Below are 15,818 nucleotides of genomic sequence, written 5' to 3'. Positions count from 1 at the left end.
CGCGCGTCCGCCTCTCGTCGCGCGTGCGCTCGATCAGTAGGCTCGTGGCATGAACGAGGCCCGGACCACGAACGACGAGGACGCCGTCGCCGAACTGCAGAGCATCCGGCAGAGCATCGACAACATCGACGCCGCCGTGATCCACATGCTCGCCGAACGGTTCAAGTACACGCAGCGGGTGGGGTACCTCAAGGCCGCTGCCGGCATGCCCGCGGCCGACCCGTCCCGCGAGCAGATCCAGGTCGCGCGGCTGCGGTCCCTGGCGGCCGAGTCCCACCTCGACCCCGCCTTCGCCGAGAAGTTCCTCAACTTCATCGTCGCCGAGGTCATCCACCACCACGAGCGCATCGCGGTGGGCGAGCTGTGACCCTGCCGGACCTGCACCTGCTCGTCGGGTCGTACACGGCCACCGGCGGCGGGAACGCCACCGGGATCTCCGTGGTCACGAGCGGAGGCGCCGCTCCCGTCGCGTCGACCGTGGCCGTCCTCGACGACCCCTCGTTCCTCGCCGTGTCCGGCGACCGCGTCTACGCCGTCTCCGAGACCTCCGACGGCGGCGTCCACGCGTTCCGCATGTCGGGGTCGTCCCTCGAGCACCTGTGGGACGCCCCCGCCGGTGGCGATGCGCCCTGCCACATCCGGGTCGACCCGTCCGGCGCCCTCGTCGTCACGAACTACGTCTCCGGCACCGTCACCGCGGTCTCGCTGGAGGCGGCCGAGTCGTACGCGTCCTCGGTCGCGGCCAGCGACGGGATCGCAGCGGACACGGGTACCGGCGCGGGCGGTCCTGGTGCCGGTCCTGCTGCCGGGGCGGACGGCGGCGCGGCCGGACATGGGGTCGCCGGTCGTGGCGCCGGGGTCTCCGCCGTGCTGCCCGACGCCGCGGTCGCCACCGAGCTGCTGCCCGACGCCACCGGCCCGGACGAGGACCGCCAGGAGGGCCCGCACGCCCACCAGTCCGTCGCGACGCCGGACGGCACCGTGCTGGTCGCCGACCTCGGGGGCGACGCCCTGCACGAGTTCCGGGTCGAGGCCGACGCCGTCTCGGTGTCGATCGAGCCGGTCCGCGTCCACCACGTCGCACCCGGTGCCGGGCCGCGGCACATGGCCTGGTACGAGGGCGACCTCGTCGTCACCGGTGAACTCGACGGTCGCGTGCACCGGCTCCATCGCGACGAGTCCGGCTCGTTCCGGACGATCGCCGACACGGCGGTCTTCGACGGACCGGTCGGCACCTCGTTGCTGAGCCACATCGAGGTCGACGAGCGCGGCCTCGTCACCGTCGCCGTGCGCGGGCGGGACCAGATCGTGGTGCTCGACGCTGCGGACGGCGGACTCCGCGTGGTCGGGAGCGCCTCGTGCGGGGGTGTGTGGCCGCGGCACTTCGCACGTGTGCCCGGGTACCTGCTCGTCGCGAACCAGATGTCCGACGCGATCGCGGTCCTGCCGGTCGGGGACGACGGGGTACCGGGGGAGGCCGTCGGGCAGATCGCCGTCGGCAGCCCGGCCTGCATCGTGCCGCTCGAGCAGCACTAGCGATACGAGCAGCACGAGGGCACGAGCGGCACTGGCGGCCCTGTGGCTCGGGCTGCTCCGACGCGGTCAGGCCTGGGGAACCGGGACCTCGATCAGGTTCTCGAACGGCCGCCCCTCGGCGAACGCCGCCACCTGTCGGCGTACCAGGTCGAGCGACCGCGGCACGCTGAGGTCCGTGTTGCCGCCGACGTGCGGCGTGAGAACCGTGTTCGGCGTCGTCCAGAGCGGGTGTCCGGCGGGGAGCGGCTCGGGGTCGGTGACGTCGAGCGCCGCCGAGAGTCGACCGGACCGCAGCTCCGCCACCAGGGCGTCGGTGTCGATGACCTTGCCGCGCGCCACGTTCACCACGAGGGCCCCGTCGGGCAGCGCCGCGAGGAGGTCCGCGTCCACCAGCCCCTCGGTCTCGTCGGTGAGCGGTGCGATGAGCACGAGGACGTCGGTGGCGCGCGCGAGGTCCGGCAGTTCACCGAACGCGTGCACCTGCCGGCCGTCCTGCTCGCGAGCGGTCCGGGCCAAGACGGTCACCTCGGTGCGGAACGCCTCGAAGCGGGTCGCGATGGCGGAGCCGATCGCGCCGTAGCCGACGACGGTCACCCGACGGTCGGCCAGGGATCGGGTCTCGCGCGAGTCCCACCGCTGGTCGACGCGGTCGAACTGGAACGCCGAGATCTCGCGCAGGGACGTCAGCGCCAGGCCGACCGCCAGCTCCGCGGTTTCGTCGTCGTGGATGCCGCGGCCGTTGGCCAGGTGTGCGTGGCCGGGGACGTGCGGGACCGCCCACTCGTACCCGGCGCTCGGCAGCTGCAGCAGCTCGAGGTTCGGCAGGTCGTGCACGTACTGCCAGCGGTGCCGCCCCGCGAAGTAGAACGGCAGGAACGCGATGGCGACCTCGTCGGCCCGGGCGTGCGGCGCCTCGACGTCCCAGACGTCGAGTTCGACGCCGTCCGGCACCGGACCGAACCGGTCGACCAGCTCCTGGAGGGGCAGCGTGACGATCGGCACCGGGTCAGGCGTCCGTACGGGGCGAGAACGCTCCGTGCGACTCGAGCGGCCCGCGGCCGACGTAGCCCTCGGTGACGTTCTCCTGGATGACGTCGCCGAAGTGCGACGGCAGTGTGGCGCCGTGGGCACCGCGGAGCTCGTCGATCGTCGCCTCGAACGCACCCTGGACCTCGAGCGAGCCCGAGGCCGCGTCGGTCACGCCGATGCGCAGGACCGGGTAGCCCCGGCCGGCGCAGAGGCCCTGGAAGCGGACGTCGTCCTCGCGGCGCACGGTGACGATGACGCGACCGGTCGACTCCGAGAACAGCGCGGTCGCGGTGTCGACGCCGTCGCGCGACTCGAGCTCGTCGAGCACGACCCGGGCGCCGAGCCCGAAGCGCAGCACCGACTCGGCGAGCGTCTGGCCGAGGCCGCCGTCCGCCAGGTCGTGGGCGCTCGTGAGCAGCTGCTCGTCGGCCGCCGCGGCGATGAGGTCCGCCAGGGCCTTCTCGCGCTGCAGGTCGACCGCCGGCGGGCGACCGCCGAGGTGCCCGTGCACGGTGCCGGCCCATGCCGAGCCGTCGAGCTCGAGGGAGGTCGTGCCGAGCAGGTAGATGTTGTGGCCGTCGTCCTGCCAGCCGGAGGGGATCCGCTTGGCGACGTCGTCGATCACGCCGAGCACACCGACGACGGGCGTCGGGTGGATCGGGGTGTCGCCGGTCTGGTTGTAGAACGACACGTTGCCGCCGGTGACCGGGATGCCCAGCTCCATGCAGCCGTCCGCCAGGCCCTCGACGGCCTCGGAGAACTGCCACATGACCTCGGGGTTCTCGGGAGAGCCGAAGTTCAGGCAGTCGGTGACCGCCGCGGGGACCGCGCCGGTGACGGCGACGTTGCGGTAGGCCTCGGCGAGGGCCAGACGAGCGCCCTGCTTCGGGTCGAGCTGGCAGTAGCGGCCGTTCGCGTCGGTGGCGATGGCGACACCGAGCCCGGTCTCCTCGTCGACGCGGATCATGCCGCCGTCGTCGGGGAAGGACAGCGCGGTGTTGCCGAGCACGTAGGTGTCGTACTGGTTCGTGACCCAGCGCTTGTCTGACAGGTTCGGCGAGCCGAGCAGCTGCAGGAACTGCGCCTTGAGCGCCGGACCGGTCTCGGGGCGGTCGAGCGACTCGGCGCCGTCGGCCTGGAGCGCGTCGATCCAGGTCGGGTAGGCGACCGGGCGGTCGTACACGGGGCCGTCGACGGCGACCGTGCGCGGGTCGACGTTGACGATCTCCTGGCCCTGCCAGTCGATGACGAGGCGGCCCGTACCGGTGACCTCGCCGAGCACGCTGGTCTCGACCTCCCACTTGCCGACGACCGCGAGGAACGCGTCGAGCTTCTCGGGGCGGACGACCGCCATCATGCGCTCCTGGCTCTCCGACATGAGGATCTCCTCTGCCGTGAGCGAGGGGTCGCGGAGCAGGACGTCGTCGAGCGAGATGTGCATCCCGCCGTCGCCGTTGCTCGCGAGCTCCGAGGTCGCGCAGGAGATGCCCGCGGCACCGAGGTCCTGGATGCCCTCGACGAGTTCCTTCTGGAAGAGCTCGAGGCAGCACTCGATGAGCACCTTCTCGGCGAACGGGTCGCCCACCTGCACGGCCGGACGCTTGGTCGGGCCGCCCTCGGTGAAGGTGTCCGAGGCGAGGATCGACGCCCCGCCGATGCCGTCGCCACCGGTCCGCGCGCCGAAGAGCACGACCTTGTTGCCGGCACCCGACGCGTTCGCCAGGTGCAGGTCCTCGTGACGGAGGACGCCGACCGCGAGTGCGTTCACCAGCGGGTTGCCCTGGTACACCGGGTCGAAGTAGGTCTCGCCGCCGATGTTCGGCAGGCCGAGGCAGTTGCCGTAGAACGAGATGCCGCCGACGACACCGTGCACGACGCGGGCGGTGTCCTCGTGGTCGATCGCGCCGAAGCGGAGCTGGTCCATGACGGCGACCGGACGCGCGCCCATCGAGATGATGTCGCGGACGATGCCGCCGACGCCCGTGGCAGCGCCCTGGTACGGCTCGACGTAGGACGGGTGGTTGTGCGACTCCACCTTGAAGGTGACCGCCCAGCCGTCGCCGACGTCGACGACACCGGCGTTCTCGCCCATGCCGACCATCAGGTTCTGCTTCATCTCCGGCGTGACCTTCTGGCCGAACTGTCGGAGGTAGTTCTTGCTCGACTTGTACGAGCAGTGCTCGGACCACATGACCGAGTACATGGCGAGCTCGCCCGACGTGGGGCGGCGGCCGAGGATCTCGCGGATCTTCGCGTACTCGTCCGCCTTGAGCCCGAGTGCCGCGTACGGCTGCTCCTTGTCGGGCGTCGCGGCGGCGTCCTGGACGGTGTCGGGCTTCGGGCGAACGGGGGTCGTCACGGTGTTGTCGTTCCCTGTCACTTGAGTCGCGGTCACTTGACGAGCGCGCGCTCGATCACGGAGGTGAAGAAGGTGAGGCCGTCCGTGCCGGAGGCCATGGCAGCGCGGGTGTCCGGACCGAAGCCGGGCTCCGTCGCGTGCTCGGGGTGCGGCATGAGCCCGACGACGTTGCCGCGCTCGTTCGAGACGCCGGCGATGTCGTCGATCGACCCGTTCGGGTTCACGCCGACGTAGCGGAACACGACCTGGCCGTTGTCCTCGATGCGCTTGATCTCGTCGGCGTCGGCGACGAACCGGCCGTCGGCGTTCTTCAGCGGGATGGTGATCTCCTGCTGCGCGTCGAAGCCCGAGGTCCAGGCGGTGTCGGCGTTCTCGACGCGGAGGACCTGGTCGCGGCGGATGAACTGCTGGTGCGCGTTGCGGGTGTGCGCGCCGGGGACCAGGCGGGCCTCGGCCAGCATCTGGAAGCCGTTGCAGATGCCGAGCACCGGCATGCCCTTGCCCGCGACGTCTATGACCTCGGCCATGATCGGGGCCTTGGCGGCGATGGCTCCGGCGCGCAGGTAGTCGCCGTACGAGAACCCGCCGGGAAGCACGATCGCGTCGACGCCCTGCAGGTCGTGGTCGCCGTGCCACAGCGCGACGGGTTCGGCGCCGGCGAGGCGGACGGCCCGCTGGGCGTCCCGGTCGTCGAGCGAACCGGGGAACGTGATGACGCCGATGCGCATCGTCACGCGGCGGAGCCGGTCTCGGTGTCGTCGTCGACGACGGTCACGGAGACGACGTCCTCGATGACTGCGTTCGAGAAGACGTCGACCGCGATCTCGCGGACCTCGGCGAGCTTCGCGTCGTCGACGGGGCCGTCGACTGACACCTCGAATCGCTTGCCGATGCGGACGTTGGTCAGGTCGTTCTTGCCGAGGCGGGCGAGGGCGTTGCCCACCGCCTTGCCCTGGGGGTCGAGGATCTCGGCCTTCGGCATGACCTCGACGACGATCGTTGGCACGTGTTCACTCCAGCACAGGGGTCGGGTGGGGACGAGAACAGTCTAGGTGCCGCCCACGACCCGCCGGAGCAGTTGTGGATGGTTGTTCGAAGGCGTATGTTCCACTTCGAACAATCGGCATCGAACACCCGGAGGACCCGTGCCCGACCTGACGCCCCTGGCGTTCGCGGCACTCGGCCTGCTGGCCGAGGCGCCGATGCACCCTTACGAGATGTTCCAGACGATGCTGCAGCGTCGTGAGGACCGGAACGTCAAGGTCCGACCGGGCACGCTCTACCACCAGGTCGGCCGCCTGGCGGACCTCGGGTACGCCGAGGCCGTCGGCACCGACCGCGCGGGCAACCGGCCCGAGCGGACCACCTACGCGATCACGGACGCCGGACGCACGGCGCTCGAGGCGGGCCTCCGCCGCATGGTCGCCGAGCCGGCCGACGAGTACCCGCAGTTCGGGCTCGCCGTGTCCCACGTCGACAACCTCCCCGTCGAGGACGTGGCCGCCGCGCTCCGGGCGCGCATCTCCGCACTGCGTACCCAGCGCGACGGGTACGACGACGCCGCCACGGGCCTCCAGGCCAAGGGCCTCGCCGAGCGCTACTGGCTCGACGTGTCGTACGCACGCGCCATGCTCACCGCGCAGCTCGAGTGGCTCAGCGCCATCGCCGACCGCCTCGACAGCGGTCAGATCCCCTGGGAGGGCCCGGCCCTCCCCGACGAACACCTCCAGAACAGCAAGGACACCACTCGATGACATCCGCCTCCACCGCCGCCGACCTGGAACACGGCAAGAAGCCGTGGCCAGCGCTCTGGGCGCTCGTCGTCGGCTTCTTCATGATCCTCGTCGACTCGACGATCGTCTCGGTCGCGACGCCGACCATCGCCCGGGCCCTCGACGCCGACATCAACGCCGTGATCTGGGTCACGAGCGCCTACCTCCTCGCGTACGCCGTGCCGCTGCTCATCACGGGCCGCCTCGGTGACCGCTTCGGCCCGAAGGTCCTGTACCAGGTCGGCCTCGTCGTCTTCACCCTCGCCAGCCTCTGGTGCGGCCTCGCCGGCTCGATCGAGGTGCTCATCCTCGCCCGCGTCGTACAGGGCCTCGGCGCCGCGATGATGACCCCGCAGACGATGGCGGTCATCACGCGCATCTTCCCGCCGCAGAACCGTGGCGCCGCCATGGGTCTCTGGGGTGCGGTCGCCGGTGTCGCCTCACTCGTCGGCCCGATCCTCGGCGGCCTGCTCGTCGACGGCTTCGGCTGGGAGTGGATCTTCTTCGTGAACATCCCCGTCGGCATCGTCGCCTTCGTGCTCGCGCAGCGGTTCGTCCCGCGGTTCGCGACGAACCGGCACCGCTTCGACGCCCTCGGCATCGTCCTGTCCGCCGTGGGCCTGTTCCTGCTCGTCTTCGGCATCCAGGAGGGCGAGACCTACGACTGGGGCACCATCACCGGTCCGATCTCCGTCTGGTCGCTCATCATCGCCGGCATCGTCGTGCTCGCCGCGTTCGTCGTCTGGCAGGGCGTGCAGAAGGGCGAGCCGCTCCTGCCGCTCGGCCTGTTCAAGGACCGCAACTTCACGCTCGCGAACATCGCCATCACGGCGGTCGGCGTCGCGATCGCGTCCTTCGCGCTCCCGATCATGCTGTGGGCCCAGGACGTCCTGCGCTTCTCACCGACCCAGGCCGCGCTGCTCCTCGTCCCGCAGGCGGTCATCTCGGCAGGCCTCGCGCCGTTCGTCGGCAAGAAGCTCACCGTGTGGAACCCGCGCTGGGTCGCCTCCTTCGGTCTCGCCTGCTTCTCGGGTGGCCTGTTCTGGTTCGGCGGGCTGATCGCCGCGAACGCCGACTGGGGATGGGTGCTCCTGCCGAGCGCGCTGCTCGGGCTCGCCAACGCCTGCATGTGGGGTCCGCTGTCCGTGTCCGCCACCCGCAACCTGCCGCCGCGCCTGGCCGGCGCCGGCTCCGGCGTCTACAACACCACCCGGCAGATCGGTGCGGTGCTCGGCTCCGCCGGCATCGCCGCCCTCATGGAGGCCCGGATCACCGCCGAGTTCCCGCAGCAGTCCGGCGGTTCCGCCGCTGGTGTCGGGCAGACCGGCTCGCTCCCGGGCTTCCTGCTCGAGCCGTTCTCGCGGGCAATGGGCCAGTCGCTCGTGCTGCCGGCCGTCGTCCTCATCGCGGCGATCGTCGCCGCGCTGTTCCTCGCGAAGCCCAAGCAGACGGTCGCGTGGCAGCAGACCGGCTCGGGCGCGACCCAGCCGGACGCCGCGGCCCGAGCGGGGCACGCCGACGCCGGGCAGCCGGACGCCCGGCTGGTCGACGCCGAGCAGGTTGACGCCGGGGAGCGCCAGCACGTCGGTGCCCACGCCGCCGCACCGGCACCGGTCAGCGCGGAGGCGGAGGCCACCGCGCCCGACCACCACGGCAAGCACGCCGGCGCGTAGCCCGCATCCGCACCACCCGCACCGGAGCCCCGGTCCCTCGACGTGAGGGGCCGGGGCTCCGGTCGTTCAGGACCGGCGCTGCAGGTGCTCGCGGGTCAGCGCCGCCACCTGCTCGTCCGTCAGGTCGTCGAGCGCGCGGGCCTCGCGACGGTCGGAACGCTGCCACCGCACGAACAGGGCGATGAGCACGGGGACGTCCGCCACCTCGGCGATGAACCAGAGCAGGTCGCCCGCCAGGTGCTGGTCGCGGAGGGGCGACGGCGCCCACGGCACGTGCAGGGCGACCCGGCCGGCACCGTCGAGCACGTGGTCGGTGACCCGCAGCACCACCGCGGGCACGGCGTCGAGCACGAGCTCCACGAACGCCAGCAGGAACTCCGCGGTGGCGAACGCCGAGGAGTGCAGCACGCCGACCTCGGACAACGGTGCCAGCAGCGCGAAGCCGAGCACCGGCACGACGACGGTGACCGCCTCGGTGCCGAGCAGGGACTGCCGGAGCACCGCCGCGACGGGGGTCAGGAGCACCCCGAACACCACGAGGGCGACCAGCGGTGCGACGATCGCGTTGCCGAGCACCCGTGCCGGACGCGACCGCAGGACGGCGTCGGCGGTCCCGGCCAGGCGGGTCGGGCCTCCCGTCCGGAGCAGCGCGAGCGGTCCGGCCGCGGCCGCGAACGCGGGGACGGCGAAGAACAGCACCGCCAGCCGCAGCACGAACGCCCACCGGAGCACCCGGTCGTCCTGCCCGACGATGCCGAACTGCAGGACGGCGAACAGGGCGAGCGCGGCCACGAAGGCGGTCGTGCGCCACCACGGCCAGGACGCACCACGGCGGCGGGCGACCACGAGCCACCGGCCGTATGCGACGGCCGCGACGGCGAGCAGGACCGCGGCCACCGGGTCGAGGTGCCAGGTGCTCCAGAACTCGGAGGGTGACGGCGTGGGTGCCTCCCGGGGGTCGCGCTGCGGGAGTCATCATCCTCCCGACGGGCGGTCCTGACGGTCCCCGGCGGATGAGGATCCCTACATGGTGCGGACGCCGACGGCCGGGACCGTGCGGGTGAGCAGCCACGTGCCGACCGGGATCGCGACCGCGCCGACGAGCGCGAGCGGGAACGACAGGTGGAGCTGCATCACCGCGAACGCCGGACCGATCGTGCACACCGCGCCGACGGCCAGGACCACCCACGACGGCCGGTCCGACCCGGGCACCAGGCGGGGGAGCGGCCGGTCGGCGCGGCGGACGAGTCGGGCCACGCCGAGGGCCGCGGCGAGGAGCACCACCACCGCCAGTGCGCGGGTCGCCCACCACGTGCCGGAACCCGGCTCCGGGAACGGCAGGCCGACGAGCAACCCGACGCCGTTGAGCAGGATGAAGAGCGGCAGGTGCCAGAGGTAGATCGTCATGCCGTCCCGGCCGAGCAGGAACACGACGGCCTGTGCCGGACGCGTCGCCATCAGCCGGGTCAGCGGTGCGTGCACGACCTGCACGAGACACGCCTGCCCGACCGCGAGGAACGCCAGCGGGAGCATCGGCGGGTTCAGGTCCTGCAGCATGTCCGGCGCCCAGAGCCCCACCGAGGTCAGCGGGACGAGCGCCGCGTAGGCCACCGCGGCGGTGCCGAGCAGCAGCAGACGCGAGCGGCGGGCGAACCACCCGTCCGCCCACAGGAACCCGAGCTGCTGCGCGAACAGCCAGACCGGCCCGAGGTTGAGCAGACCGACCTCGGCGACACCCGTCCCCAGACGGACGGCGTCGACCGCCGCCGCGAGCAGGAGCAGCACGAGCAGGGTCCGCCACGGTGCCCGGGCGTGCAGCCGCGCCATGAACGGGACGCAGCACTGCGTGATGCCGTAGGCGGCCAGGAACCAGAGCGGGGACCCGATGCCGAACGCCAGCTCGTCGAGGAGGTCCGCCGGGGTCCCGAGGGCCGTGGCGAGGCCGAGTCCGACCGCGAGCACCACGAACAGCGGGACCGCGGGGCGGAACAGTCGCACCAGCCGGGTCGCGACGTAGTCCCGCGCCGGGTCGCCGGTCGAGCCCGCGCGTGCGACGGTGCTGCGCCACCCCACGGCGCTCGCGAAGCCGCCCACCACGAAGAACAGCGGCATCACCTGCCCGACCCACGTCGCGGCCACGTACCAGGGCAGTTCCTGGAGGGGGCTCGTCACGCGGATGCCGGACGCGTCCGACGCGACACCGACCATCGTGACGTGCACGACGACGACGAGGACGACGCACGCCGTCCGGATGAGGTCGACGACCAGGTCCCGCTGCGCGATGGTCCCCCGGGCGTCCTGAGCGGAGTGCGACGACGGTGCGCCGGCCTGCTTCGTGGACATGGCTGGACGCTACCGGCAGGGTCGACGGCGCAGGAGTACTGGGACGGATCGCGACCGGATCGTGACACACCGTATTCCGGGAGGCGCACGTGTCCTCCGCGGGATCGCCCCGGCCGTGTACAGTGGGCATTGTCTTGAACGCTGCAAGAGAAGGGCTCCACATGGTCGACGACACCGAACTCCTCCGTGGCGCCGGACTCCGCGTCACGGCACCGCGGCTCGCCGCCCTCCGCGCGATCGGGGCCAGCCCGCACGCGACCGCCGACAGTCTCGTCTCCGCGCTCGCCGCCGAGCTCCCGACCACCAGCCACCAGGCGGTCTACGGCGTCCTCGCGGCACTCACGGGTGCCGGACTCGTCCGCCGCATCGAGCCGGCGGGTAGCCCCGCGCGGTACGAGCGCCGGACCGGGGACAACCACCACCACATCGTGTGCACCATGTGCGGCGCGATCGGCGACGTCGACTGCGCCGTCGGACACGCCCCCTGCCTGACCCCGTCCGAGACCCACGGCTTCGCGGTCACCACCGCCGAGGTCACCTACTGGGGGATCTGCGAGCAGTGCGCAGCAGCCGAGCGGGACGAAACGGCGGACGCCGTCGTGCCGGCGGGTGCGCCCAGCGCGAGCTGAGCGCCCGCGCAGGACGAGCCTCCCGGCCGGCCCGCCACGCTCGATCCGCGTCTGGCTGACGCGGTACCCAGAGACCAACCCGAGCCACCCTGACCGAACCAACCGTTCCACCTGAGGAGGAACCGTGTCCGACCAGAACACGCCCACCACGACGACCAACAGCGGGGCTCCGGTCTCCAGTGACCAGCACTCCATGGGAGTCGGGGCCGACGGCCCCCTCGCCCTCCATGACCACTACCTGGTCGAGAAGCTCGCCCAGTTCAACCGCGAGCGCGTCCCGGAGCGCGTCGTCCACGCGAAGGGCGGCGGTGCGTTCGGTACCTTCACCGTCACGCACGACGTGTCGCAGTACACCCGCGCCGCGTTCCTGCAGCCGGGCAAGCAGACCGAGATGCTCGCCCGTTTCTCGAGCGTCGCCGGCGAGCAGGGCTCCCCGGACACCTGGCGCGACCCCCGCGGCTTCGCGCTGAAGTTCTACACCGAAGAGGGCAACTACGACCTCGTCGGCAACAACACCCCGGTGTTCTTCATCCGCGACGGCATCAAGTTCCCCGACTTCATCCGCTCGCAGAAGCGCCTGCCGGGCAGCCACCTCCGGAACCACGACATGCAGTGGGACTTCTGGACCCTCTCCCCGGAGTCGGCGCACCAGGTGACGTGGCTCATGGGCGACCGCGGCCTCCCGTCGAGCTGGCGCCACATGGACGGCTTCAGCTCGCACACCTACCAGTGGATCAACGCCTCGGGCGAGCGCTTCTGGGTGAAGTACCACTTCGAGACGCAGCAGGGCCACAAGACCCTGACGCAGGAGGACGCCGACCGCATCGCCGGTGAGGACGCCGACTTCCACATCCGCGACCTCTACGAGGCCATCGAGCGCCGTGACTTCCCGAAGTGGGTCCTCAAGGTGCAGGTCATGCCGTACGCGGAGGCCGAGAGCTACCGCTTCAACCCGTTCGACCTCACGAAGGTGTGGCCGCACGCCGACTACCCGCTCATCGAGGTCGGCACGATGGAGCTCAACCGCAACCCGGAGAACTACTTCGCGCAGATCGAGCAGGCCGCGTTCGCGCCGTCGAACTTCGTGCCCGGCATCGCGACGAGCCCCGACAAGATGCTCCTCGCGCGCATCTTCAGCTACGCGGACGCCCAGCGCTACCGCGTCGGTACGAACCACGCACAGCTGCCGGTGAACGCCCCGAAGAACGAGGTCCACTCGTACTCGAAGGACGGCGCCATGCGCTTCGACTTCCAGAAGGCGGAGGTGCCGGTGTACGCGCCGAACACCCAGGGCGGCGCGCACGCCGACCCGAACGCCACGGACGACGTCCCGGGCTGGGAGTCCGACGGCGCGCTGCAGCGCTCCGCTGCGACGCTGCACCCCGAGGACGACGACTTCGGCCAGGCCGGCACGCTCTACCGCGAGGTCCTCGACGACGCCGCCCGCGAGCGCCTGGTCGGCAACATCGCCGGACACGTCTCCAAGGTGACGCGCGACGACCTGCGTGAGCGCGTCTTCGCCTACTGGACCAACGTCGACGCCGACCTGGGTGCGCGTGTGCGCGCCGCGGTCGCGCCGAGCGCGCCGGGCTCGAACGAGGACCCGGAGAAGGTCGCGGTCGAGGCGTAACCGCCGGACACGGACGGGAGGCGCGGTGCGAGTCGGACTCGCACCGCGCCTCCCGTTCGTCGTCGCCCTGGTGGCGGTGTCAGACCTGCTGGTCGGGTCGGGCCTGCTGGCCGGGTCGGGCCTGCTGGTCGGGTCGGACCTGCTGGCCGGGTCAGACCTGCTGGCCGGTTCAGACCTGCTGGCCGTTGAGGAGGACCGGACCCTCCGGCCAGTCCTCGAGCCGGGCGGTCACCGGACGGACCATCCACCCGCCCTGTTCGGTCTCGACGATGCCCGCGCCGTCCGCGGTGAACGCGCTGAACGTGCCGATCGCCTCCGGGAACTCGTGCCAGCCCATGTGTGCGTAGAAGGGGATGCGGTCCTCGCCGGCGCCGAGGAAGCCGTACGGCACGCGGAGGCCGTCGAGCACGTCGTGCACGTGGTCCATCAACTCGCGGCCGACCCCGGTGCCCTGCAGGCGTGGTGACACACCGACCAGTCCCGTGTCACCGACCAGGACGTCCTCACCGCCGACCGTGACGAACATCCGGCGGATGCCGACGTGGGCCAGGACGACGCCGTCCCCGCTCCGACCGAGCACCCGTCGTTCGGGCTGCATGCCCGCCCAGCTCCGACCGCCGACGTACCAGTGCGACCAGCTCGGGAACGCCTGCGCCAGCATCGCCGCGATCGCTTCGTGGTCGGCGAGCGTCAGCGCGCTCTCCTCGACCACCTCCCACCGGATGTCTTCGCTCATGAGCCCATCTTGGGCCATTCGAGATGCGACATGAACTGTTGCGATCGCCGGCAGACGGTAATACGTTGCACATCAACGCGAGGGGCTCGCGGGGGTGGAGGGAACGGACATGATCGCGAAGGTGATCCTCGGCGCAGCCGTCGTGGGCACGATCGTCAGCGGCGCCCTGGCGCTCGACGTGGCGTCGGCGCCTCGGGCAGAGGCGGCGGCGTGCTACGGCTCGGTCAGCCTGCTGAAGGGGAAGAACAACACCTGCTCGAGTGCGCGGCACTGGAACGCCATCCGGGGCTCGTCGTCGAAGTACGGAGCCTGGGTCGGTCGAGGGGGGTGGTCGCACCAGCGCCTCTGCTGGGCGAACGTCGTCTCGTACGGGATGACCGCGAGGTAGCCGGTGCGCCAGGAGCGTGGCTGCGCCGGCGTGGCGATCGTGATGGCGGCGGTCGTCACACTCCTCGCGTCCGGGTGCGCACGAGCCACGGGACCCCAGCTGACGGGCGCCGCCTCCGACCCGGCACTCGCTCATGCTGGGCCGTGGGCCGATGAGTTCCGCGAAGCGCTCGGGGCGGGCATCTCCTCGTACGAGGAGAAGATCCTCGCCGACGGGCAGATCACCACCGCCGAGGTCGAGGACGTGCACGGTCGGGTGCGTGCATGCCTCGCCGACTCGGGGCTCGGGATCGAGTACGACCCGGACGGGGGCTTCGACGTGCTCTCGCTCGACGGGAAGTACCCCGACGACTTCTTCGACCGGTCCGATCCGGTCCTGCGCGCGTGCGAGAAGCAGTACGACGAGTACGTGACCATGCTCTTCGAGGAGTCCCGACGCAATCCGGAGAAGCAGGACGAAGCGACGATCACCGTTGCGTGTCTCCGGAGGGCCGGTGTGGTCGGGAAGGACTACACCGAGCGGAAGTGGCGGGCCGAGTCCGACTCCGGCCTCGTCTCGTTCGACGAGTACGACGAGCGTGCACAGCAGTGTCGGCTCGATCCACTCGGGTTGTGGCGGGAACCATGACGCTGCGATCGTGCGCGCTGACGGCGCTGCTGTCCTTGCTCCTGAGTGGCTGCGCCCAGGCCCACCCGGACCGGAGCGGATCGACTTCCGATCGGGCCGACCCCGCGGTCTTCGCGGCCGCCGGCCCCTGAGCGGCGGAGTTCGCGGAAGCAGCGGTGGCTCAGAACCAGGTGAGGATCCTCGCGGACGGTGTGATCACCGCCGACGAACGCGCTGATGCCAGAGCGCGAACGAGCACGTGCATGCGGGGCCACGGGTACCGGTACGAGGAGCACCGTGACGGCGCTGCCGCCATCGACCCGTTGCGCCGTCAGAGCGAGAGCATCGATCAGGTGATGGCGTACGTGGCGGACTGCTCGCGGCGGTTCGACCACCGCATCTCGGAGTTGTTCGACGCAGTGAGACGGAACCCGGAGCACCGGGACGAGGCCGTGATCCAGGCGGACTGCCTCCGGCGCTCGGGCGTCGTCGGCGCGGACTACACCCCACGGCGGTGGCGGAGCGAACGGGCGGGAGACCACTTCTCCTTCGAGGAGTGGTCTCCGGAAGCGACCCGGTGCCGGCTGGACCCTCTCGGCCTCGGGCGACAGGGATGAGCGCGCGGGCGGAGGGGCGGAGGGGGCCGCCGAGGAGCCGATCTGCCTCCTGCCTCCGGAATTGCATGGATGTTCGTTGCCACGAGGTCCGTGGCGAACAGAGAGGAAGACCATCATGAAGAAGTTGCTCGTCAGTACCGCGCTCGTCGGCATCGTCGTCAGCGGAGGCATCGCCCTCGATGCAGCGTCCGCGACCGAGGCGACGGCCTCGGCGTGCTGGGGACAGATCACCCAGACGAAGGGCAAGAACTACACGGGCTGCGGCAGGGCGGTCCACTTCAACATCATCAGGAACAGCACGAAGAAGTTCGGCAACACCGTCGGTGCCGACGCTTGGTCGTTCGAACGGCTCTGCTACGCCGACGTGACGCAGTACGGGATGGTCCGAGCCTGATCGGCCCACGAGTTGCTCTCGCTACCGATGGCGGTCCGTGTCCTCGGCGTCATCCTCGCAACTGGTCTCCTCGCTGGCTGCGCTCCAGGTCGAACAGATGCTCGTC

At 71.3% G+C, this 15,818-nt stretch carries 17 protein-coding genes; 10 read left to right on the top strand and 7 right to left on the bottom strand.

Annotated elements, in window-relative coordinates:
• The first annotated feature begins 49 nt into the window (after nt 1-49).
• Both KM842_RS10470 and KM842_RS10465 read left to right on the top strand, forming a co-directional pair.
• Nucleotides 50-367, top strand: coding sequence for a chorismate mutase (locus tag KM842_RS10470; protein ID WP_216258163.1), 318 nt, complete (start codon nt 50-52; stop codon nt 365-367).
• Nucleotides 364-1,536: a lactonase family protein gene (locus KM842_RS10465; RefSeq protein WP_216258162.1), complete on the top strand. Its 1,173-nt coding sequence runs from the start codon at nt 364-366 to the stop codon at nt 1,534-1,536. Before KM842_RS10470 ends, KM842_RS10465 begins: the two co-directional genes overlap by 4 nt.
• A gap of 66 nt (nt 1,537-1,602) precedes the next feature.
• Here the strand turns inward: KM842_RS10465 and KM842_RS10460 are convergent, their stop codons facing one another.
• From KM842_RS10460 to purS, 4 genes are read right to left on the bottom strand one after another with little or no spacing between them, the layout of a single operon-like run.
• Nucleotides 1,603-2,538 (bottom strand): 2-hydroxyacid dehydrogenase, encoded by a 936-nt coding sequence (locus KM842_RS10460; protein ID WP_216258159.1) that lies wholly within the window; start codon nt 2,536-2,538, stop codon nt 1,603-1,605.
• A 4-nt stretch (nt 2,539-2,542) separates the two neighbouring features.
• Nucleotides 2,543-4,924, bottom strand: a complete 2,382-nt coding sequence (gene purL, locus KM842_RS10455; protein ID WP_253206093.1) for a phosphoribosylformylglycinamidine synthase subunit PurL — start codon at nt 4,922-4,924, stop codon at nt 2,543-2,545.
• A gap of 32 nt (nt 4,925-4,956) precedes the next feature.
• Complete coding sequence (purQ, locus tag KM842_RS10450; protein WP_111074887.1) at nt 4,957-5,652, bottom strand: phosphoribosylformylglycinamidine synthase subunit PurQ; 696 nt, start codon at nt 5,650-5,652, stop codon at nt 4,957-4,959.
• A 2-nt stretch (nt 5,653-5,654) separates the two neighbouring features.
• Nucleotides 5,655-5,930 (bottom strand): phosphoribosylformylglycinamidine synthase subunit PurS, encoded by a 276-nt coding sequence (gene purS / locus KM842_RS10445; RefSeq protein WP_216258156.1) that lies wholly within the window; start codon nt 5,928-5,930, stop codon nt 5,655-5,657.
• 139 nt (nt 5,931-6,069) lie between these two features.
• On the opposite strand from purS, the gene KM842_RS10440 reads away from it, so the two are divergent.
• Both KM842_RS10440 and KM842_RS10435 read left to right on the top strand, forming a co-directional pair.
• Nucleotides 6,070-6,678, top strand: coding sequence for a PadR family transcriptional regulator (locus KM842_RS10440; protein ID WP_253206092.1), 609 nt, complete (start codon nt 6,070-6,072; stop codon nt 6,676-6,678).
• On the top strand, nt 6,675-8,369 hold the full coding sequence (locus tag KM842_RS10435; RefSeq protein WP_216258154.1) for a DHA2 family efflux MFS transporter permease subunit: 1,695 nt from the start codon (nt 6,675-6,677) through the stop codon (nt 8,367-8,369). Before KM842_RS10440 ends, KM842_RS10435 begins: the two co-directional genes overlap by 4 nt.
• 66 nt (nt 8,370-8,435) lie before the next feature.
• Here the strand turns inward: KM842_RS10435 and KM842_RS10430 are convergent, their stop codons facing one another.
• Both KM842_RS10430 and KM842_RS10425 read right to left on the bottom strand, forming a co-directional pair.
• Complete coding sequence (locus KM842_RS10430) at nt 8,436-9,266, bottom strand: cytochrome c oxidase assembly protein (RefSeq protein ID WP_253206091.1); 831 nt, start codon at nt 9,264-9,266, stop codon at nt 8,436-8,438.
• Nucleotides 9,267-9,392: 126 nt separating this feature from the next.
• Nucleotides 9,393-10,712: an acyltransferase family protein gene (locus KM842_RS10425; RefSeq protein ID WP_216258152.1), complete on the bottom strand. Its 1,320-nt coding sequence runs from the start codon at nt 10,710-10,712 to the stop codon at nt 9,393-9,395.
• 161 nt (nt 10,713-10,873) lie between these two features.
• Here KM842_RS10425 and KM842_RS10420 point away from each other — a divergent pair, with 161 nt between their 5' ends.
• Both KM842_RS10420 and KM842_RS10415 read left to right on the top strand, forming a co-directional pair.
• Nucleotides 10,874-11,341 (top strand): Fur family transcriptional regulator, encoded by a 468-nt coding sequence (locus KM842_RS10420; protein WP_216258151.1) that lies wholly within the window; start codon nt 10,874-10,876, stop codon nt 11,339-11,341.
• 124 nt (nt 11,342-11,465) lie between these two features.
• Nucleotides 11,466-12,971 carry a catalase gene (locus tag KM842_RS10415; protein WP_216258149.1) on the top strand — a complete coding sequence of 502 codons (1,506 nt, stop codon included), beginning with the start codon at nt 11,466-11,468 and terminating at the stop codon, nt 12,969-12,971.
• Nucleotides 12,972-13,140: 169 nt separating this feature from the next.
• Here KM842_RS10415 and KM842_RS10410 read toward each other — a convergent pair whose 3' ends face one another.
• Nucleotides 13,141-13,707 (bottom strand): GNAT family N-acetyltransferase, encoded by a 567-nt coding sequence (locus KM842_RS10410; RefSeq protein ID WP_216258146.1) that lies wholly within the window; start codon nt 13,705-13,707, stop codon nt 13,141-13,143.
• Nucleotides 13,708-13,816: 109 nt separating this feature from the next.
• Between KM842_RS10410 and KM842_RS10405 the strand changes: the two genes are divergently transcribed.
• The 4 genes from KM842_RS10405 to KM842_RS10390 all read left to right on the top strand — a co-directional run bounded on the left by KM842_RS10405 (nt 13,817) and on the right by KM842_RS10390 (nt 15,712).
• On the top strand, nt 13,817-14,095 hold the full coding sequence (locus KM842_RS10405; protein WP_216258144.1) for a hypothetical protein: 279 nt from the start codon (nt 13,817-13,819) through the stop codon (nt 14,093-14,095).
• A gap of 3 nt (nt 14,096-14,098) precedes the next feature.
• Nucleotides 14,099-14,722 (top strand): hypothetical protein, encoded by a 624-nt coding sequence (locus tag KM842_RS10400; RefSeq protein ID WP_216258142.1) that lies wholly within the window; start codon nt 14,099-14,101, stop codon nt 14,720-14,722.
• Nucleotides 14,723-14,877: 155 nt separating this feature from the next.
• On the top strand, nt 14,878-15,318 hold the full coding sequence (locus KM842_RS10395) for a hypothetical protein (protein ID WP_216258139.1): 441 nt from the start codon (nt 14,878-14,880) through the stop codon (nt 15,316-15,318).
• Nucleotides 15,319-15,433: 115 nt separating this feature from the next.
• A complete protein-coding gene (locus tag KM842_RS10390; protein WP_216258138.1) occupies nt 15,434-15,712 on the top strand; it encodes a hypothetical protein in 279 nt (92 codons plus the stop codon).
• Nucleotides 15,713-15,818 lie beyond the last annotated feature (106 nt).

It is taken from the genome of Curtobacterium sp. L6-1, assembly GCF_018885305.1.
In the GTDB taxonomy this organism is placed as follows: domain Bacteria; phylum Actinomycetota; class Actinomycetes; order Actinomycetales; family Microbacteriaceae; genus Curtobacterium; species Curtobacterium aetherium.
This window is presented reverse-complemented; position numbering and strand designations above follow the sequence as displayed.

Coding starts and splice junctions, on each gene's coding strand:
- KM842_RS10470 (WP_216258163.1), top strand. CDS start 50: ATGAACGAGGCCCGGACCACGAACGACGAGGACGCCGTCGCCGAACTG.
- purQ (WP_111074887.1), bottom strand. CDS start 5,652: ATGCGCATCGGCGTCATCACGTTCCCCGGTTCGCTCGACGACCGGGAC.
- KM842_RS10435 (WP_216258154.1), top strand. CDS start 6,675: ATGACATCCGCCTCCACCGCCGCCGACCTGGAACACGGCAAGAAGCCG.
- KM842_RS10425 (WP_216258152.1), bottom strand. CDS start 10,712: ATGTCCACGAAGCAGGCCGGCGCACCGTCGTCGCACTCCGCTCAGGAC.
- KM842_RS10420 (WP_216258151.1), top strand. CDS start 10,874: ATGGTCGACGACACCGAACTCCTCCGTGGCGCCGGACTCCGCGTCACG.
- KM842_RS10410 (WP_216258146.1), bottom strand. CDS start 13,707: ATGAGCGAAGACATCCGGTGGGAGGTGGTCGAGGAGAGCGCGCTGACG.
- KM842_RS10405 (WP_216258144.1), top strand. CDS start 13,817: ATGATCGCGAAGGTGATCCTCGGCGCAGCCGTCGTGGGCACGATCGTC.
- KM842_RS10390 (WP_216258138.1), top strand. CDS start 15,434: ATGAAGAAGTTGCTCGTCAGTACCGCGCTCGTCGGCATCGTCGTCAGC.